This window comes from Mesorhizobium sp. M0016 (assembly GCF_040324035.1).
GTDB lineage: Bacteria > Pseudomonadota > Alphaproteobacteria > Rhizobiales > Rhizobiaceae > Mesorhizobium.
Genome location: NZ_JAMYVM010000031.1, coordinates 57,754 through 76,106, shown reverse-complemented (window position 1 = coordinate 76,106; position 18,353 = coordinate 57,754). Strand labels below are relative to the sequence as shown.

The 18,353-nt window shown below is 63.5% G+C and carries 15 protein-coding genes and 1 pseudogene; 4 read left to right on the top strand and 12 right to left on the bottom strand.

Features of this window, described 5'->3' with window-relative positions:
• Positions 1 to 339: 339 nt before the first annotated feature.
• The 3 genes from NKJ88_RS29670 to NKJ88_RS29660 are packed head-to-tail and all read right to left on the bottom strand — an operon-like array spanning position 340 to position 3,902.
• Positions 340 to 1,122, bottom strand: a complete 783-nt coding sequence (locus NKJ88_RS29670; protein ID WP_245265445.1) for an alpha/beta hydrolase — start codon at positions 1,120 to 1,122, stop codon at positions 340 to 342.
• 41 nt (positions 1,123 to 1,163) lie between these two features.
• The gene (locus NKJ88_RS29665; protein WP_352446562.1) at positions 1,164 to 2,612 is read right to left on the bottom strand and encodes an NAD-dependent succinate-semialdehyde dehydrogenase; all 1,449 of its coding nucleotides are present in this window, start codon (positions 2,610 to 2,612) and stop codon (positions 1,164 to 1,166) included.
• A 60-nt stretch (positions 2,613 to 2,672) separates the two neighbouring features.
• On the bottom strand, positions 2,673 to 3,902 hold the full coding sequence (locus tag NKJ88_RS29660; protein ID WP_023686900.1) for an iron-containing alcohol dehydrogenase: 1,230 nt from the start codon (positions 3,900 to 3,902) through the stop codon (positions 2,673 to 2,675).
• A 174-nt stretch (positions 3,903 to 4,076) separates the two neighbouring features.
• Here NKJ88_RS29660 and NKJ88_RS29655 point away from each other — a divergent pair, with 174 nt between their 5' ends.
• Together NKJ88_RS29655 and NKJ88_RS29650 are read left to right on the top strand one after the other, a co-directional pair.
• Positions 4,077 to 4,775: a GntR family transcriptional regulator gene (locus NKJ88_RS29655; RefSeq protein WP_023686901.1), complete on the top strand. Its 699-nt coding sequence runs from the start codon at positions 4,077 to 4,079 to the stop codon at positions 4,773 to 4,775.
• 154 nt (positions 4,776 to 4,929) lie between these two features.
• Entirely contained in the window at positions 4,930 to 5,523 is a 594-nt protein-coding gene (locus NKJ88_RS29650; RefSeq protein ID WP_023686902.1) for a DJ-1/PfpI family protein, read from the top strand.
• 268 nt (positions 5,524 to 5,791) lie between these two features.
• On the opposite strand, the pseudogene NKJ88_RS29645 reads toward NKJ88_RS29650, so the two are convergent.
• The 4 genes and pseudogenes from NKJ88_RS29645 to NKJ88_RS29630 all read right to left on the bottom strand — a co-directional run bounded on the left by NKJ88_RS29645 (position 5,792) and on the right by NKJ88_RS29630 (position 8,725).
• A pseudogene (locus tag NKJ88_RS29645) lies at positions 5,792 to 6,421 on the bottom strand (class I SAM-dependent methyltransferase).
• A 133-nt stretch (positions 6,422 to 6,554) separates the two neighbouring features.
• Positions 6,555 to 7,154, bottom strand: a complete 600-nt coding sequence (locus NKJ88_RS29640) for an NADPH-dependent F420 reductase (protein ID WP_023686904.1) — start codon at positions 7,152 to 7,154, stop codon at positions 6,555 to 6,557.
• Between the two features lie 33 nt (positions 7,155 to 7,187).
• On the bottom strand, positions 7,188 to 7,940 hold the full coding sequence (locus NKJ88_RS29635; protein ID WP_023686905.1) for an SDR family NAD(P)-dependent oxidoreductase: 753 nt from the start codon (positions 7,938 to 7,940) through the stop codon (positions 7,188 to 7,190).
• Between the two features lie 50 nt (positions 7,941 to 7,990).
• A complete protein-coding gene (locus NKJ88_RS29630; RefSeq protein WP_352446558.1) occupies positions 7,991 to 8,725 on the bottom strand; it encodes an SDR family NAD(P)-dependent oxidoreductase in 735 nt (244 codons plus the stop codon).
• A gap of 234 nt (positions 8,726 to 8,959) precedes the next feature.
• Between NKJ88_RS29630 and NKJ88_RS29625 the strand changes: the two genes are divergently transcribed.
• Positions 8,960 to 9,856 (top strand): LysR family transcriptional regulator, encoded by an 897-nt coding sequence (locus NKJ88_RS29625; RefSeq protein ID WP_352446557.1) that lies wholly within the window; start codon positions 8,960 to 8,962, stop codon positions 9,854 to 9,856.
• Positions 9,857 to 9,989: 133 nt separating this feature from the next.
• On the opposite strand, the gene NKJ88_RS29620 is transcribed toward NKJ88_RS29625, so the two are convergent.
• From NKJ88_RS29620 to NKJ88_RS29600, 5 genes are read right to left on the bottom strand one after another with little or no spacing between them, the layout of a single operon-like run.
• A complete protein-coding gene (locus NKJ88_RS29620; RefSeq protein WP_352446556.1) occupies positions 9,990 to 11,582 on the bottom strand; it encodes an indolepyruvate oxidoreductase subunit beta family protein in 1,593 nt (530 codons plus the stop codon).
• Positions 11,575 to 13,728, bottom strand: a complete 2,154-nt coding sequence (locus NKJ88_RS29615; RefSeq protein ID WP_352446555.1) for a thiamine pyrophosphate-dependent enzyme — start codon at positions 13,726 to 13,728, stop codon at positions 11,575 to 11,577. The genes NKJ88_RS29620 and NKJ88_RS29615 overlap by 8 nt, the downstream gene beginning before the upstream one ends.
• Before the next feature lie 43 nt (positions 13,729 to 13,771).
• Complete coding sequence (locus NKJ88_RS29610) at positions 13,772 to 14,254, bottom strand: MarR family winged helix-turn-helix transcriptional regulator (RefSeq protein ID WP_352446554.1); 483 nt, start codon at positions 14,252 to 14,254, stop codon at positions 13,772 to 13,774.
• Complete coding sequence (locus tag NKJ88_RS29605) at positions 14,254 to 15,825, bottom strand: phytoene desaturase family protein (RefSeq protein ID WP_352446552.1); 1,572 nt, start codon at positions 15,823 to 15,825, stop codon at positions 14,254 to 14,256. Before NKJ88_RS29605 ends, NKJ88_RS29610 begins: the two co-directional genes overlap by 1 nt.
• Before the next feature lie 16 nt (positions 15,826 to 15,841).
• Positions 15,842 to 16,633, bottom strand: coding sequence for a cyclase family protein (locus tag NKJ88_RS29600; protein ID WP_023708108.1), 792 nt, complete (start codon positions 16,631 to 16,633; stop codon positions 15,842 to 15,844).
• A gap of 119 nt (positions 16,634 to 16,752) precedes the next feature.
• Between NKJ88_RS29600 and NKJ88_RS29595 the strand changes: the two genes are divergently transcribed.
• Positions 16,753 to 18,327, top strand: a complete 1,575-nt coding sequence (locus NKJ88_RS29595) for a phytoene desaturase family protein (RefSeq protein ID WP_023748013.1) — start codon at positions 16,753 to 16,755, stop codon at positions 18,325 to 18,327.
• Positions 18,328 to 18,353: the final 26 nt, after the last annotated feature.

The following is an 18,353-nucleotide window of genomic DNA, read 5'->3' as shown; positions in this document are numbered from 1 at the left end:
AACCGATACATCAACATGGACGACCTGCGCGAGCACAAGAAGCTCGCTCTGCGCCAAGCCGCATGACCAGCATCATGGCCGCCCCTTTTTGCAGAACTTGACGCACACAACCCGGTCAGCATTGAGAACTCAACTGGGCTGCCTGCATGACGGCGATCGCCGACATCGGTTATCAAGCTCAATCACGCTGGAAAGCATGAACCACGTCGACGTCGACATCGCCGGCGGGCTTACGGTATGGCGACCGGTGGCGGAAGATTTGCCACCGCGGTCGGCACCTCGATGCTGCGACGCTACTGCGAAGAACGGTCGCGCCCAGCAGCGCTTCTGGCGGAACTCTCAGGCGGCCACGACGCGGGCCAGCAGTGACGCGGCCTCGGTACCAGCCAAGCCAAGGTCACGGACGCTGCTCATGTGATTGGCCCCACCAAGGGTGGTGCGCGAAACAGTCAGTCCCTGTGTGTCAAGGTGGTCCGTGAAGAGTGCGGCCTGGCTGTGGAACGGCGACGTTTCATCGGCGCCGACCGAGATATCTACGCCCACGGATGGATCGAAACTGTGGTCGATCGGCGAGAATCGGCGGGCCTCCTCGTCGGTGATCGCGATCTCGGCGGCAAGGAACGACATCTGCAATGGCTTCAGGTCGTAAAGGCCGCCAAGCAGCAGCGCAGCTTTGATGCCGGAAGGCCGCTCGTCACCGTCGAAAAGCATTGTTGCCAGATGCGCACCGGCGGAATGACCGCTAACGGTCAGCAGGCCGGGATTGCCGCCATGGTGTGCGACATTGTCAAATACCCATCGCTTGGCGCGGCGCACCTGGTCGACGATCCTGGCCATCCTGACGGTAGGCATCAGCGCGTAGTCGACAATGACCGCGATCGCACCTGCGTTCGTAACGGTCTCGGCGACGTAGGAATAGTCGCGCTTGGAGAACATGCGCCAATAGCCCCCGTGGATGAACATGTGCACCGGCAGGCGGTCCCGTTTGCCCTCGGGAAAGAACAGATCCATGGTTTCGGTGGCGTCAGCCCCGTAGGCGACATCGGCGACCATGGGAACGTTCGCCCTGGTCTCCTCGCTTCTGCGAACGATCTCGGCGACGATGTCGTCGAACTCGACCACATGATCGCGAATGCGAAACGGATCTTTGGCGGGATGTCCGCTCACAGGGTCACGGCGATGTACTTGGCCTCCATGAACTCGGCAACGCCATGCTTCTGGCCGCCTTCTCGCCCCAACCCGCTTTGCTTGACTCCGCCGAAGGGCGCCGCCGGATCCGACATCAGGCCGCGGTTGAGCGCGATCATGCCCGACTCGATCTTCGATGCCACGCGCATTCCTCTGGCCAGGTCGCGCGTGTAGATGTAGGCCGCGAGACCGTATTCTGTGTCGTTGGCCTTGGCGATGACCTCCGCCTCGCTGTCGAAGCGACTGATCGGCGCCACGGGACCGAAGATCTCCTCGTGAGCCATGGCAACGTCGGCCGGCACGTCCTTGAGCACCGTTGGCGGATAGAAAAAGCCTCTGCCTTCAGATACGCCGCCACCACACAGGATTTTGGCGCCGCGGGCAACGGCGTCCTGCACAAGCCGGTCGATCTTGTGCACAGCCTTCCTGGTGATCATCGGCCCGCATTCTGTGTCTGAGTCTGTGCCCGGGCCCACGTTGAGTGCCGCCATGCGTTTGCTCAAGCCTTCCGCGAAAGCATCATGGATGCCGGCCTGGACGTAAAGCCGGTTGGCGGCCGTGCAGGCTTCGCCGGCGTTGCGCATCTTGGCAACCATCGCACCGTCGAGGGTTGCTTCCAGGTCGGCGTCGTCGAAGACGATGAAGGGTGCGTTGCCGCCAAGCTCCATGGAACAGGAAATGACGTGCTTTGCGGCTTCGGCCAGCAGCACGCGGCCGACGCCGGTCGAGCCGGTGAAGGACAGCTTTCGCACGCGCGGATCGGCCAGCATGGCCGCCGTCACCGGCCCGGGGGTCGAGGTCGTCAGCACGTTGACGACGCCGGGCGGCACGCCGGCCTCCTCGTAGAGCGCCGCAAGCGCATAGGCCGTCAGCGGCGTCTCGCTGGCGGGCTTCAGGATCACCGTGCAGCCGGCCGCGAGCGCCGGAGCGATTTTGCGTGTCGCCATGGCAGCCGGGAAATTCCATGGGGTGATGAGCACGCAAATGCCGATGGGCTGGTAGTCGACAATGATCCGGTTCGCGCCCGAGGGCGCAAGGCCGAACTCGCCGTTGATGCGGACCGCTTCCTCGGCGTTCCAGCGAAAGAACTCCGCCGCATAGGCGACTTCGCCGCGCGCATCGCGCAGCGCCTTGCCGTTCTCCAGCGAGATCAGCGCGGCCAACGTCTCCGCCCGTTCCGTCATCAGTTCGAAGCAGCGTCGCAGGATTTCCGATCGCCTGCGTGGCGGGGTCTCGCGCCAGCCGGCCGCCGCCTTCGCGGCAGCGTCGACGGCGGCGGCGGCATCAGTGAGCGTTGCATCGGGAACCGCAGCGATCACGGCTTCAGTCGAGGGATCGACCACTTCGATCACGCGGCCCTCCGATGAGGGCCGCCAGCGTCCGCCAATGTAGAGACCGTGCGAGACCGTGGCGTAGTCGAACATATCTTGATCCTCGTCGGATATGCCTGCGGCGATGTTCATTTTGGATGAGCTCCTGGTCGATCACATCGTGGTGGCGGACATGTCGCCGTCATAAGCAGCCCTGACCAGCTGTCGCATCGCGGTAAGGTCGAACGGGCGGGGATTGTTCTTGATCAACCGGTCGATGCCCAGCGCCTGCTCAGCCGTCCAGTCGATCTTGTCTTCGGGAAGACCCAGTTCGGCCAATGTCGGTGTGATGCCGATGGCGCCAAACAGCCGGCTCACCTCACGGATGGTGGCGTGCGCCAAGGCATCGGCGTCGCCGCCGCCCTGATGGGAAAGGCCGAGAGCAGTGCCGACTTCCGCAATCTCCGCGGCTGCTGCGGCCAGATTGTAGGTCATCACGTAGGGCAGCATCGTGGCCACTCCCAGGCCATGCGGGGTGTGGGTAAGCGCGCCAACGGGATACTGCACCGCATGGGCGGCGGCCGTTCCCGCCGTACCGAAGGCGCAACCGGCGGCCAGCGCTCCCATCATGACGTCGGCGCGCGCATCCTCGTCCGATCCGTCGCGATATGCCTTTTCCAGACTGCGGCCGAGCAGCCTGATGGCCAGAAGCGCGAAATGATCGGTCAGAGCGCTCTTGCCGATGAACACGTGCTGTTGCGGCAAATGAGGGTCGGCGCCGCGTTTGGCCGCTGTGAAGGCCTCGATTGCGTGCGTCAGCGCGTCGGCGCCGGCGATCGCCGTCAAGGATGGTGGACAGGTCACCGTCAGATCCGGATCGCAAAGCGCCACTGCCGCGATGAGATGCGGACTGGCGATACCCACTTTCAGCGTCCGATCCGGGTCGGAGATCACGGCGACGGGGGTCACCTCGGAGCCTGTTCCAGCCGTCGTCGGCACTGCGATCACCGGAAGGGTAGGGCCGGGTACCTTGAACTCGCCATAGTAGTCCTCGAGCTTGCCGCCGTGGCTGAGCAGAAGTGCAGCGCATTTGGCCATATCGAGGCAGCTGCCGCCCCCGATGCCGATCACCATGTCCGGCTTGAAATCTTTCGCTTGCACAATGCAGGCGGCGACGCTGTCGCGCGGCACATCCGGCAGCGTTCGGTCGAAGACCAACGTCTCGATCGCCGCGTTGTGCAAGCCAGCGAGAATCTCGGCGAACTGCGACGTCGCCGCGAAGCGCTCATCGGTACAGACGAACGCGCGGCGCCCATATTTGGCGGCGATGGAAGGCAGGACATGGCGCTGGCCTTTGCCGAACAGAATCTCGCTCGGCAGGCGCGCCGCTGCAAACAAGCTCATGTACAAGATCCTGCGAAGACGGGTTGGAAGCCGACAGGCTTGGCTTCGTGCCAGAGGCCGACCTCGGCGCTGCAGGTCATGATCATGCGATGCCCTCTAATAAAATCGTATAGGATATAGGATTGAGTTTCGCGGAGCATCGTGTTAGTGGGTGGTTCTGTCAAGAGGCAAACGATGCAGAACACGGACCTGACGGTTGACAATGAAGCCCGTGCCAGGGGTCGTATCCAGCGCGCCAACAGTCTGGCCGGCGACGTTTACGAAGCAATCTTCGCGCAGCTCATGTCCTTGAGGATTGCTCCGGGATCGCGCATCACCGTCGACAATCTCGTCAAGGAATTCAACGTCTCGCATACCCCCATTCGTGAAGCGCTTGGCAGGCTGGAGGGGGAAGGGCTGGTTCTGAAAACCCATCTGATCGGCTATCGCGCCGCCCCGCAAATCACCCGCCGGCGCTTCGACGAGCTTTACGAGCTGCGTCTATTGCTTGAACCTGCCGCCGCGGCCAAAGCCACCGCAACAATGGACGGCGAGCGCCTTGCCGCGCTGCAGGAGACGGCCGGCGTCATGGCTCGGCGGGTGGGGAAAGACGAACGCCTGCGCTATTCGAACTTCGCCCGTCAGGATGCGATCTTCCACGACAAGATCGTCGAGTTCGCCCAAAACGAACTCATTCGCGAGACACTGAATCACCAGCATACCCACTTCCATATCTTCCGGCTGATGTATCACTCCAGGGTGACCGAAGAGGCGCTCGACGAGCACGAGGCTATTCTCGCTGCCTTTGCCGCGGGCGATCCGGACGCCGCCGAAAAAGCCATGCGTGCGCACATCGAAAATTCGCGGGACAGGCTCCTGCCTGCGTTCGAGTAGCCTGGCGATGCTGCTTGCCCGAGGCACCCTCAAGCGCGGCGCGCCGCTGTCCGCCCAGCCTGCCGCCTACGAATTCTCGTTCTGAGCCGATTTCGATACCGGGAAGGAGGCGCGCAGTGCACCTCGCCCCTGAAACAAGCCGAGAGGAAAAGACATGCCAGCCAAAAAAATCCTGATGCTGACCGGTGATTTCACCGAGGAGTATGAAATCTTCGTCTATCAGCAGGCGATGGAAGCGGTGGGACACACCGTTCATGTCGTGTGCCCCGACAAAAGCGCCGGAGACATGATCAAGACGTCGCTGCACGATTTCGAGGGCGATCAGACCTACACCGAAAAGCCCGGCCACAATGCGCTGATCAACAAGACCTTCGCCGACGCCGAGAGGCAGCTGAGCCAGTACGACGCTGTGTATTGCGCCGGCGGTCGTGGCCCCGAATACATCCGCACCGACAAGCGGATCCAGGCAATGGTGCGCCATTTCCACGAGGCAAAAAAGCCGATCTTCACGATCTGCCATGGCGTCCAGATTCTGATCGCGGTGGACGGCGTCGTGCGCGGCAAGAAGGTGGCGGCGCTCGCCGCTTGCGAGCCGGAGGTGACGCTTGCCGGCGGCACTTATATCGATTTGTCTCCCACCGACGCCTATGTCGATGGGACCATGGTTTCAGCCAAAGGCTGGACCGCGCTTGCGGCATTCATCCGTGAATGCCTGAAGGTGCTGGGAACGGAAATCCACCATTCTTGAACCGTTTGTCCCGGCGCATCCTGAGGGGATGCGCCGGCTCCCTAAACGGCGCGGCGACTTCCGTCATTTCATCAGGTTCAGATCAGGAACCTGCGGCAGGTGTGCTCCAGAACCTGTGGCCATCATCACCTCGGACGCCTTCAAGGCGCTGCCGCATCGCGTGCGTGCACAGCGCGCCATCCTCGTTGAGCTTTCCCAGCTTGACGGGTGCGAACCCGAGTTGATGGACTCAATGGGAGGTCGACATGAAGTCGGCGCCCGGGAGCTGTCAGGGCTTCACGAACCGAAACGCGAAGCGATCGGTCTCGCCCTTGGTCGCGGGATCGAACACCTTGATCGAGTGCGGGTCATCATTATTCACCGGCACGGTGCTTTCCGCGTCCAGTACGAAGCCGGCCGCCTCCACCTCCTCGCGGACGAATGCAGTCGATCCGATGCAGCGACTGAGGTCGCTCGTGCCCGACCCAGCGGCGGCGGCGTGGTCAACGATGACGTAGGACCCACCGGGTTTCAGCCGCTTGTAGACAGCTCGATTGAAGTCGGCCGCCGTCGCACCTTTCTTCTGGATCAGGGCGGTGTGAAGATCGTGGTAAAACAGGTGCAGCCATAGGACATCGGCTGCCTGCGTGACCTCCGGCATCGCGACGAGGTCCGCCGAGGCGGCTTCGACGTTCTCTCGGCCCGGCTCCTTCGCGAGCGTCCGCATGAGGCCGACCGGATCGTTCTTGAAGTGGGCGACTTCGGCCGGCACGAAGCTGTAGACCCGCCCCTCTGATCCGACGATGTCGGAGAAGAGGCGCGTCCAGTCTCCGTCGCCAGGGTAGACGTCGATCACGGTGGAGCCCGCCTCGATTCGTGCGAACCGGATTAATTCGGACACCTTGGATTGGTCGTACATCGAAATCTCCTTAGGAGTGGATATTCTTCTCGGTGCTCATAGTGATTTCTCCATTTGCTCGGATCGGATCGGGCTTGATCCGATCCGAGTTCCGATCGCGTGCGTCGTCTCTTTGCCGAGGACGTCGCGCTCGTCAGTCGAATTTGACCAGGTCCTTGGAGATCAGATGACCCCAGCTGTTTCCGCGCGCCTGGACCAGCAGGCCACCTTCCGACACCCCGCCAAGCTTGATCGGCGCGAAACCGAGATTTTCCGCAAGCTCCCCAATCTGTGTTGCGGCAGCGTCATCGTCGCTTGCCAGGAACACGACCCTCCGGCCACCATGTACGGCCGGATCCTGATCAAGCACCGGGGCGACCAAATGGTTGAAGCCCTTGACCAGTTTTGCGCGAGAGAAGGCCTGCGCGATGAACTTGGAAGAAGGTTGTCCTCCCAGTTCCTCCGGGGGCACGCCATAGGCATTGGTCACATCGATGATCGTCTTCCCCTGCCAGGTGGGGAGCGCCTTCGCGACATCCGGGTGCGCCTCGAAGCGGACAGCCAAAAAGATGATGTCTGCCTTGATGGCTTCCGCCAGTTTTTTGGGGATGATCGTGGGTCCGATCGCGGCCGCATCGGCGGCAAAGCTTTCCGGGTCGCGTGTGGTTGCAACGGAAACTTCGATGCCGTTTCGGGCAAACGCCTTGGCAAGGGCCTGTCCGATATTGCCGAATCCTACGATTGCATAGTTCATAGTGCTTCTCCGATCTTGGTGCTAATGCCGGGATCAGACTTGCGCCATGCCTCCGTCGACGGCGAGATCCACGCCGGTGACGAAAGAACTTTCATCGGAGGCGAGGAACGTGACGGCAGCAGCGATTTCCTCTGGTTTGCCCCTGCGGCCCATTGGGATCTGTGACGCAAACTGGGCGGCCGCTTGCTCGGCTTGCTCAGGCGTAAGGCCAGTCGTTGTCTCCAAGGCCGGCGTTTCGATTGGTCCCGGACTCATTGCATTGACGCGGATTTTGCGGTCTTTGAATTCCAGTGTCCAAGCGCGCGCGAAGTTGCGTACAGCCGCCTTGCTCGCGGCGTAGGTACTAAACCCTGGAAGCCCCAACACGTTCGACACTGAAGAATTCAGGATGATCGAACCGCCGTCTTTGAACAGGGGAAGGGCCTTCTGCACCGTAAAGAACAGACCCTTCACGTTCACATCGAAGGTCTGATCAAAATGTGCCTCGGTAGCGACGGCGAGCGGTGCGATCGTCCCCGCGCCGGCGTTGGCGAAGAGAATGTCGATATGACCATGTTTCTCCTTCACGACGGCATAGAGGCGATCCAGATCTTCCAGGAGCGACACGTCACCCACGACCGTCGTAACGTTTTTCATGATGAAGGCTGCGGCCTCCTTCAGCTCCTTCTCTCTTCGCCCGGTAATCACGACGTGCGCTCCTTCTTCTACGAAGCGCTTGGCTGTGGCCAATCCGATCCCGCTGCTTCCGCCCGTGATGACTGCGATCTTGCCTTCGAGTTTTTTCATAATTCTTTGTCTTTCGTTGCGCACGGGCCAGGTACGGACCGCGCTGGGGGTCAGAGTTGAGCCAGGCCGCCGTCGACGGCGACCTCGCTGGCGGTCATGAAGCTGCTGTCCGGCGACGCGAGGAAGGCGGCCGCGGCGCCGATCTCCGCCGGATCGGCCATGCGCTGGAGCGGGGTCATCGCGCCGTAGGCCTTCTGGCCTTCCTCGCCCAACGCCTCCTTCGCGAGTTCGGTCGCCGTCGCTCCGGGCGACAGCACGTTTACGCGGATGCCGGTGCCCTTCAGGTCCTCCGCCCAGGTCCGCGCCAGGTTGCGCACTGCCGCCTTGCTCGCGCTATAGGCAGTGAACCCCGGAGCGCCCGTGGTGCCGGCGCTCGACCCGGTCAGGATGATCGAACCGCCCTGGCTCATCAGCGGCAGCGCCTTCTGGACCGTGAAGATCGTACCCTTCACATTAGTGTCGAAGGTTTCGTCAATGTGCCTGGCGGTGATCTGCCCGAGCGGAAGCGGACTTCCCGCCCCGGCATTGGCGAAGACGATATCGAGGCTTCCGCGCTCGGCCTTCACCGCAGCGTAGAGTCGGTCGAGGTCGGCCTCATCCGAGACCGAGCCCATAACCGCGCGGGCATTAGGCCCAAGGTCGGCCACGGCGGCGTCGAGCGCTTCCTGCCGGCGGCCGAAGATGAAGACGAAGGCGCCCTCCTCGATAAAGCGCTTGGCTGCGGCGCGGCCGATGCCCGTAGCGCCGCCGGTTATCACAGCGGTCTTTCCATTCAGTCTGTTCATGTCATGCATCCTTCGTTTCGCCGTCTCGTGTCTTTGGCTGTACGGGAAAGTCCCGCGAGAGCCTCAAGATGGGTTCGCCGAAGTCGGGCGGTGAGTGCGCAATCGCGCACATCGCTGGTGCGAAAACGATCCAGCTAGATGATTGAACGCCACGATGACCGCACGAACTACGGCTGATCGTGTTAGTATGGGCTTTTGCAAGCCGCACTGCGCTGCGCTGCGCAGGAATGCACCATGATCGACTGGGATGACGTTCGCTACTTTCTTGCCGCCGCGCGCGGCGGCTCGGTGCGTGCTGCCGCCGCGCACCTCGGTGTGAACCACTCGACCGTGCTGCGACGCATCGCTCAGCTCGAGGAACGCCTCGGGGCGCAGATGTTCGAAAAGCTGCCTTCCGGCTACCGCTTGACGGCTGCGGGCGAGGAGGTCCTCGATCTCGCGACACAGATGGAAGCGTCGTCGCACCAGTTGGAGACGCGAGTCTTCGGTCGTGACCAGAGCGCGCGCGGGCTTTTGCGGGTGACGCTTCCACCGTTCCTCGCCACACACCTGCTCATGCCGGATCTCGCCGACTTCGCGCGTCTGCATCGCGACATCGAGATGGAAATCCTGTCGTCCGGCGAGCTGGCCAATCTGACCAACCGAGAGGCCGACGTCGCGATCCGCATTGTCGCCGACCGCAAGACCCTGCCGCTCAATCTTCACGGCCTGAAGGGACCGGAGCTGTTCAGCGGCGTCTACATGTCTCGCGATCGACTAGCCGCGTGGCGTGCGGGCACGCCTGATCCCATCCGGTGGATAGGCATAGACAATCATGGAATTCCGGACTGGGCGCGCGAGGGAGAAGTTCACGTAACGGGAGTACCGTTCAGGACACCTGACGCCGAGACGCAGATCATCGCGGCGCACCAAGGGATTGGGATAACGAAACTGCCGTGCTTCGTTGGAGATGCCGACCCCCTGCTGGTAAGGGTGCCGGGGATCGACGTGCCCATGCATGGGACACTCTGGCTTCTCACGCTAGGCGAGACACGCAAGACGAAGCGGGTGCGGCTCTTCACCGAGTTCGTATCCCGCAGGCTCGCCGCGTACGCTCCGCTTCTCTCGGGGCTGTCCATATTGCGCGACTGACGCCCGGCAGGTCCGCCGGCAACGCTTCCCGCAATCCGGGTGGAAGCCGAGCTGCGATCGCCTGAAGCGGCGTGTTCAATCCGCGAATCCCGTGGGAGTAGGGAAACGGCGGCAATAGCGTAGAGGTACCAGCCTAAGCTCGACCTCTTCCCACACCATGATCAGACAACGATGCCACCGTCTTCAGCGCGCCATCGAGCATGTCGCCTTTCTCGTCTTTCAGCGCAGCTTCGCGCAACCGCCTGATCCAGTCGGCAGCGTCATCGCGGCCCTTGACCAGATCGAGCGCCGACAGCACGCGATCGAATTTGGACTGGGCGCGGAGGTGGGTGTCGCTGTAGCCCTTGATCAGCCGGCGGCAGTTCAAGATTTCGACGGCGAGCGCGTAGTCCTGAGGCGCGTGGCTGAGCGCCAGCGCATACCAGCGCTCCAGATGCGCCGTCTCGACCTTGTGGCGCAACAGGCGCCGCCGCCAGCGGCGCAGGCCGCCGATGAACCAGAGGACCGCAAAGCCGGCAAAGCTGTCGGTGCGGATGCGCCGGCCATGATTGATGCGCCGGTCGAGAAAGCCTGCAAGTTTCGATCGGTTCTCGATGTAGCTGCCCAATCCCGCCGGCAAAGTGCCGCAGAACTCCTCGATGCGCGGATGGAAATACTCGGTCACCTGCAGGATGGAGCCGTTCTTGACGCCCACCTCCTTGCGCACCCGCCGGTCACGCGTCGAACGTGTCTTGAGATCGGCGACGCGGATCATGTCGTCGTAGCACAGCGCGTTGGCCAGATGCTTGGCGGCAGCGATGGACAATGCATGGGCATGGCCGGGGTCATCAAGCGCAACGGCCTTGTCCAACCGGTCGAGATAGTCGCGGCCATAGGCGATGTCCTGGTAGTCGACGACCTTTCTCAGGCCTCGAAGCGCCATGGCGCGCACCGCCGCGGGCATCAGGTCGATGCGGGCGGCCAGCGCCTGCCAACCCTGCAGCAGGTTCTGCGGACCGCTCACGCGCCCTGCACCCGGAGCGGGGTCGACCGTAGCCGGTTCTGCCGGCTCTGACGCGGGGACCGTCGTACCGCGCGCGCGGTCGTAGGCAACGGCGAAGGCAGCGAGGCTGGCTTTCGCGCCCCGGCCGCCGGCGCCGATCGCTTGCTCATAGCTTTCACGCCTGAACGGCAATGCGTCGGAGCCTGCCAGCGCGCCAAGGAGGCTGGCGGAAATCATCGAGCCATTGTCGGCGGCGATCTTTTCCATGTCGAAGGCGATGAAGCGTTTCGATGCAGCTTCCGCCGTCGCGTGTACCTTGGAAGACGAGGCCCGGCCGTCACCCGGCTCGATCTTTTCCGACACCGCGGCGATACGGTGCGAGGAGGTGATCAGCGTGGTGCGATCGGGCGTGACGAAGCCCCTGATGATGGCGCGGCCGGCTTCCATCAGCTCGGCGGCGATCAATATGTCGACATCGCCTTGCGAAGGCGACAGGGCAAAGACCGGCAGCCGGCCGGTGTCGCGGGCCATCTCGACGTAATAGATCGTGGCGCCGGTGCGCTGGGCGACGCCGGCGACCGAGGTCGATTGCGCGACATAGGAATTGCGCTCGGCGACATCGGTGATCCAGTCGGCGAGCACGCCTCCGCCCTGGCCGCCGACCGCGAGCAAAGCGAGCTTGATCACCGGCTCGGTATCGGCGGCACCGGATTTCGGACGCAAGGGCGAAGCCTGGTCAAGCATCGGCGAACGTCAACCTGCGGCTCTCGCGGCGGCGCTGCATCAGGCCGATGGTGGCGCGGCGTGCAGATTCGAGGAAGCGGTCCCAGCGGCTCGGATTGTGCACGACATCGGCGCGGTAGAAGGATGGGCACAGCACGGCGGCGTCCGCCACCTCGCCGCAATTGCCGCAGCCGACGCAGCTCTGGTCGATCGATGCCACCGGATCGTCACGCAAGGGATCGTCGAGCGATTTCACCGACAGCGACGGGCAGCCGGACAGCCGCATGCAGGCGTGGTCGCCGGTGCAGATGTCCTCGTCGACGCCGAATTTCGGCTTGACGACACGGGTTCCGCCCTTGATCGCCTTGTCGACCAGCGGCTTTTCGCGGCGCTGGCGGTTGAGCATGCATTCGGACGAGGCGACGATGACCTTTGGTCCCTTTTCCTCCGTCGTCAGCGCCTCGCGCAGCGTGTCCTGCATCTTGCCGACATCGTAGGTGCGGTCGATGTGGCGCAGCCATTTGACGCCCATGCCTTTCACCGCCTCGGTGATAGGATGTTTTGTCGACTTGGTCTTGTTGCCTGCGCGCGACGACAATATGTCCTGCCCGCCGGTCGCGGCGGAGTAAAAGTTGTCGACGATGACGATGACGCCGTCATTCTTGTTGAAGACCGCGTTGCCGATCGAGGAGGTCAGGCCGTTGTGCCAGAAGCCGCCATCGCCGACGAACGAGATCGACCGGCGTTTGGCGTCGGGCGAATTGAAGGCTGAAGCCGAGGCCGGCCCGAGCCCGTAGCCCATGGTGGTGGCGCCAAGCTCGAAGGGCGGCATGATCGAGAACAAATGGCAGCCGATGTCGGAGGCGATGTGGTGCTTGCCGAGTTCCTGCTCGACCAGCTTGGTCGCGGCAAAGATCGGCCGCTCCGGGCAACCGATGCAGAAGCCGGGCGGACGGCCCGGCACGACGTTGATCAGATCCGCCGTGTCGACGCCGTCCCCGACCTTGTTGGGCGCGCGCACCTCGCCCGGCAAGAGATGCGGGGCCTCGGCGCGCAGGAAGGCGCCGATGCCGTCCAGCATGACCTGGCCGGTATATTCGCCGGCCATCGGCAGATACTCCTTGCCGACCAGCCTGGTACCGCGCCCGGCCTTGTGCAGCATGGCGGCAAAGGCTTGCTCGATGTAGTTGGGCTGGCCCTCCTCGACCACGAGCACCGCGTGCTTGCCTTCGCAGAAAGACAGGAACTCATCGTCGATCAGCGGATAGACGGCGTTGAGCACATAGAGCGGCACATCCGTCTCGCCATAGGTGCCGGCAAGGCCGAGACGCTGCAAGGCGCGGATGACCGAATTGTACATGCCGCCCTGCATGACGATGCCGACCGAACCATGATCCGAGCCGAAGAACTCGTTGATCTTGTTCCTGGTGATGAAATCGACCGCCGCCGGCCAGCGTTTTTGCACTTTCTCCTTCTCGTGCAGGAAGGAGGCGGGTGGCAGCACGATTCGGCCGGTGTCGCGGCGCGGCGCATCCAGCGCATCGGCCACCGTCATCGGCGGGCGCTTGTTGTCCTTGGCGATGAAATGGCCGTGGACGTGGCAGCAGCGGATGCGCACCTGCAGCATCACCGGCGTATTGGACGCTTCGGATAGCTCGAAGCCATCCTCGACCGCCTTGACGATCGACGGCAGGTTCGGGCGCGGGTCGAGCAGCCAGACCTGGCTTTTCATGGCGAAGGCATGGCTGCGCTCCTGCATGATCGAGGAACCCTCGCCATAATCCTCGCCGACGATGATCAGTGCGCCGCCGGTAACGCCACCGGAGGCAAGGTTGGCGAGCGCGTCGGACGCGACATTGGTGCCGACAGTCGACTTGAAGGTCGCCGCGCCACGGATCGGATAATGCACCGAGGCAGCGAGCATGGCGGTGGCGGTGGCTTCCGAGGCGCTCGCCTCGAAATGCACCCCGAGTTCGCCCAGAATGTCCTGTGCGTCGGCCAGCACGTCCATCAGATGGCTGATCGGCGCGCCCTGGTATCCGCCGACATAGCCGACGCCGCATTGCAGCAGCGCCTTGGTGATGGCGAGAATGCCTTCGCCCGCAAATTCCTCGCCATCGCCGAGCCTGAGTTTTTCGACTTCCTTGGCAAAAGACCGTTCGGCCATTTTTCCAACCTTCCGTTGCCGGCGGTGCGGCCGGCGCCTGCGTCTAGATGTCGTGCTTGCGAATGTTCTTCAGCATCTTCTGCAATGTGGCGATCAGACCCGCGTATTCGGCGTCGTCGACATCGTCGAACATCGCCTCGAACGCATCATGCATGGCCGGCCAGGCGCGGGTGAACTCGGCGCGGCCGTCATCGGTCAGGAAGACATGGCGGATGCGGCTGTCGGTGACGCCTTGCTCGCGCCGCACGAAACCTTGCCCTTCCAACGTGTCGAGCGTGCGGCTCAATGTCGACTGCTCGATGACGGTGTAGACCGAGAGGTCGTTGACGGTGACGCCGTCGGTGACCGACAGCACGGCCAGCGTGCGGACCTGCGGAATGGTCAGGCCCTGCTTGCGGAAATCGTCGCGCAAGGTGGCGTTGTAGCGCCCCATGATGCGGTTCATCAGATAGGGCGCGAATTGCTGCAGGCCGATCTGGCCAAGCGTCGAAATGCGCTGGCGCCTTTCCGCGACCTTCTGCTCCATCACAGCCTCCCCGCCAGCAGAAAGCCGGAGCCGCCGCCGAGGCCTGCACCCGGATGGGTGGAGGCGCCGATATGGTAGAGGTTCGTGATGCCGGTCTGGTGGTTGCGGCTGGTCTTGAACGGCCGCCACAGGAACGACTGGTCGATGGTCGAGGACCCGCCATAGGGGTCGCCGCCGACCAGGTTGATGTTCATCGCTTCGAGATCGGCCGGCGAATAGGCGCGGCGCGCAATCACGCTGCCCTTGAAGCCATCGATGTGGCTGGCGAGAATGGTTTCGACGCGGTCGGCGTAGGCTTCACGCAGCGCCTCGGTCCATTGTCCGTCAGCCGGCGTCTGCAGCTTGCCGGCGGCGTCACCCTTGATGTGCCGGGGCGCCTCGGGCAGTTGCAGCCACAGGATCGCCTTGCCTTCCGGGCAGCGCGATGGATCGAGCGCATGCGGCTGGCCGACGCAGATGGTCGGCACTTCCGGCAGCATCCCGCGCGCCGCCTCGTTGCAGGCTTTCGAGACGCCATCGAGCCCCGGCGTCAGGTGCAGCAGCGCCACCTTGTCGAGGCCTTCGCCGCGCCATGCCGGCGGCTTGGCCAGCGCATAGTGGATCTGGAAATTGCCTTTGCCGTAGCGATATTTCTGTGTCGCCTCGACCTCGGCTTTGGGAGGATCCGCGCCGAGCAGCCGGCCGTAAAGCTGCGTCGGCGTGACCGAGCAGATGACGCTCTTGTTTGCTGTAATCGTTTCGTCGGATGCCAGCCGTACGCCGGTCGCGCGGCCACCGCTCTGGACGATCGAGGCGACATCGGCGCCGGTGCGGATGTCGCCACCACGTTCCCTTATCAGAGCTTCGAAGGCAGTGAGCAGGGTCTTCGCCCCACCCTTGACGATCGGCGCCCCGGCCGCTTCCAGCGCGAAGGCAATGACCTTGGCGATCTGCCCTGAGAAGGCGTCTTCCGGTCCGAGCCCGGCGTGCAGCACCCAGGGCGCCCACAGCGCGCGGATTGTCTCGGACTGATAGGTGCTTTCCAACCAGCTGCGCGCCGGCACCAGTGCCTCACCCAGAAAAGCGGCAAGGCCACGCGGGCTGCGCCGCCAGGCATCGCCGGCCAACAGCTTGGCTGTCGGATAAGACCACAGGCTGCCGCCGAGCAGGCCGAACAGCAGGCCGGCATTGCGCTCGATGCTGCCGACATCGTCGGCGTGCCGGTCGCCATCGCCGGGGGCGATCGCATTGATTGCAGCGACGTTGGCGGCGCGGTCGGTGGTGAGCACGGCATGGCTGCCGTCCGGCCGCAGCACGCCGGTTGGCGTGCCGGTGTGACAGAACTCCAGCCCGTGCCGCGCGAGATCGCTGCCCAATGCCGCAAAGGCCGGCGAGGTGATGAACAGCACGAAGGTGGTCGCCATCACGTCATGGATGAAGCCGGGCGCGGTGATCTCCTCGGTACGCATGCAGCCGCCGATGCGGTCATTGCGCTCGAGGACGAGCACACGCGCCCCTTTGCCGCCGAGCATCGCCGCGCAGACCAGCGCGTTGATGCCGCTGCCAACGATGATGTGATCCGGCTGGCTCACCTTGGCGTGCTTTCACCTAGCCGTTGGATACAAGCGCCAGCGCGCGGATAGGGCTGCCGGTGCCATGCTCGATCTTGAGCGGTGCGGCGATCAGGATGGCGCCCTTTGGAGGCAACTGGTCGAGGTTGCAGAGGCTGGCGAGGCCATAGCGGTTCGCCTTGTGCATCAGCGTGTGGGCTGGAAATGGCGGCTCCATCCCGCCTGCCTTGCCGGCATCGGTGCCGATCGTCTCTGAGCCCCAGCCCTTGATATCCTTGCTGATCAGGAACTGGATGGCTTCGGCTGTCGGACCTGGCGTATGTGGGCCGGTTTCGTTGGCGTTGAGGAATTCGGCTTCCGAGCCATTGCGCTTATACCAGTCGGTGCGCATCACCACCCACTCCCCGGCGTTGATGGCGCCATGCTTGGCTTCCCACGCCTTGATGTGGTCGACGGTGAGCAGGAAGTCGTGGTCAGCGGCGGCTTCCTTCGAGCAGTCGATGACATTGACCGGACCAATGAAATTCTGCGCCGGAATGGTGTCGGTGGCGCCGTCCGGATAGTCCTTGCCGCTGATCCAATGCTGCGGCGCATCGAAATGCGTGCCCGAATGCTCCCCAAGCTTCAGCCAGTTCCATGCCCACCACGGGCCGTTCTTGTCATAACGGGAGATGTTATGGATCTCGACCTTTGGCGTGTCGACGGCAAGCTCCGGCGGCAGCTTGATAAGAGGCGTGTCGGGTCCGAGTTGCGCAGAGAGGTCGACCACCCTGATGGCGCCTGAAAGCAGCTGGCCGGCGACTTCGCCGAGGAGTTTTTGCGTGTCCATGGTCTGAAGTTCCCTCTTTCTGGTGAAGATCAAGGCTCGTCTCGGCCCTTAATATCCTACTAGACGAAAACATATGCATCTGCAATTATCTTTAAGCATAAAGGAAATGGGAACGGGGCGTGAGCGAGTTCGACGCCATCTTTGTCGGGGCGGGCCACAACAGTCTGGCATGCGCCGCGCATCTGGCGCTGAAAGGCTGGAAAACCGGGATTTTCGAGCGCAGCGCAGCAATCGGCGGTGCCGTCCAGACCCACGAATACACCCTCCCAGGGTTCCGGCACGATTTCGGTGCAATGAATCTGAGCCTGTTTGCCGGCTCCGCCTTCCACCGGAAATATGCAAATGAATTGAAAGCGCAGGGTCTTGAGTTCGCGCCGGTCGCCGACTGTTTCGCCAGCGCCTTTCCGGACGGACGCTGGTTCGGCGTCAGCAATGACTTGGAAAGGACTGCCACGCGGCTGGCCGCGTTCTCCGCCGCCGATGCCGCGACGTGGCGCAAGCTCGTTGCCGCCTTTCCTGCTGAGGCCGAGCATCTGTTCCGGCTGCTGGGATCGCCGATGAGTGCCCGCGCGCTTGCCGGCACCGCCTGGAACCTGTGGCGCAAGAAGGGCATGTCAGGCGCGCTCGATACCGGCCGGCTTTTGCTGTCGTCACCTCGCGCCTGGCTGGAGGAGACCTTCGAGTCGCCTTATGTGCGGGCAACGCTTGCCACCTGGGGCATGCATCTCGATTTCGCACCCGACATCGCCGGCGGCGCCGTGTTCCCCTATCTGGAATCGATCGCCAACCAGAGCTTTGGCATGGTGCTAGGCAAGGGCGGCGCCGACACGATCATCCGGGCGCTGGCAGGTATGGTCACCTCGGCGGGCGGCACGATCGTCACCGGGGCGGAAGTTGCCGAGATCACCGTTGCCGGCGGCAAGGCATCGGGCGTGCGACTCGCTTCAGGTGAGACACATACGGCCACCAAGGCAGTGATTGCCGGCGTCGCGCCCAGGGCGCTGACCGGCAAGTTGCTGCCCAACGGTTCCGGCGACGCCGGCTTCGACACGGCGATGCAGAAATTCCGGCACGCGCCGGGCACGATGATGATCCATCTGGCGCTCGACGACCTGCCCGATTGGCGCGCCGGCGCGGAGCTTCGGCAGTTCGCTTATGTGCATCTGTCGCCGTCGCTCGACGCGATGTCGCGCACCTATCAGCAGGCGATGGCGGGCATGCTGCCGGACGAACCGGTGCTGGTCGTCGGCCAGCCGACCGCGATCGATCCGTCGCGCGCGCCTCAGGGCAAGCATGTGCTGTGGGTGCAGGTGCGCATGCTGCCTGCCGAAATCCTGGGCGATGCGGCAGGCAGGATCGCGCCCGCGCATTGGGATCAGGTCAAGGATGCCTACGCCGAGCGCGTGCTCGACATCATCGAGATATACGCACCCGGACTGCGCCCGAAAATCCTCGGCCGTGCAGTGTTCTCGCCAATCGACCTCGAGCGTGAGAACCCCAATCTCGGCGGTGGCGACCAGGTCTGCGGCAGCCACCATCTGGCACAGAATTTCCTGTTCCGCCCGGCGCGCGGTTATGCCGGCTGGAACACGCCGGTCGGCAATCTGCATCTCATAGGCGCCGCGACATGGCCCGGCGCCGGCACCGGCGCGGCCTCCGGCTTCATGCTCGCGCAACAGCTTGGCGGGAGGTAGCTCGCAAGATTTCATGAAGGCGACGA

Coding starts and splice junctions, on each gene's coding strand:
- NKJ88_RS29665 (WP_352446562.1), bottom strand. CDS start 2,612: ATGTTCGACTACGCCACGGTCTCGCACGGTCTCTACATTGGCGGACGC.
- NKJ88_RS29660 (WP_023686900.1), bottom strand. CDS start 3,902: ATGAGCTTGTTTGCAGCGGCGCGCCTGCCGAGCGAGATTCTGTTCGGC.
- NKJ88_RS29655 (WP_023686901.1), top strand. CDS start 4,077: ATGCAGAACACGGACCTGACGGTTGACAATGAAGCCCGTGCCAGGGGT.
- NKJ88_RS29650 (WP_023686902.1), top strand. CDS start 4,930: ATGCCAGCCAAAAAAATCCTGATGCTGACCGGTGATTTCACCGAGGAG.
- NKJ88_RS29640 (WP_023686904.1), bottom strand. CDS start 7,154: ATGAACTATGCAATCGTAGGATTCGGCAATATCGGACAGGCCCTTGCC.
- NKJ88_RS29635 (WP_023686905.1), bottom strand. CDS start 7,940: ATGAAAAAACTCGAAGGCAAGATCGCAGTCATCACGGGCGGAAGCAGC.
- NKJ88_RS29630 (WP_352446558.1), bottom strand. CDS start 8,725: ATGAACAGACTGAATGGAAAGACCGCTGTGATAACCGGCGGCGCTACG.
- NKJ88_RS29625 (WP_352446557.1), top strand. CDS start 8,960: ATGATCGACTGGGATGACGTTCGCTACTTTCTTGCCGCCGCGCGCGGC.
- NKJ88_RS29620 (WP_352446556.1), bottom strand. CDS start 11,582: ATGCTTGACCAGGCTTCGCCCTTGCGTCCGAAATCCGGTGCCGCCGAT.
- NKJ88_RS29615 (WP_352446555.1), bottom strand. CDS start 13,728: ATGGCCGAACGGTCTTTTGCCAAGGAAGTCGAAAAACTCAGGCTCGGC.
- NKJ88_RS29610 (WP_352446554.1), bottom strand. CDS start 14,254: ATGGAGCAGAAGGTCGCGGAAAGGCGCCAGCGCATTTCGACGCTTGGC.
- NKJ88_RS29600 (WP_023708108.1), bottom strand. CDS start 16,633: ATGGACACGCAAAAACTCCTCGGCGAAGTCGCCGGCCAGCTGCTTTCA.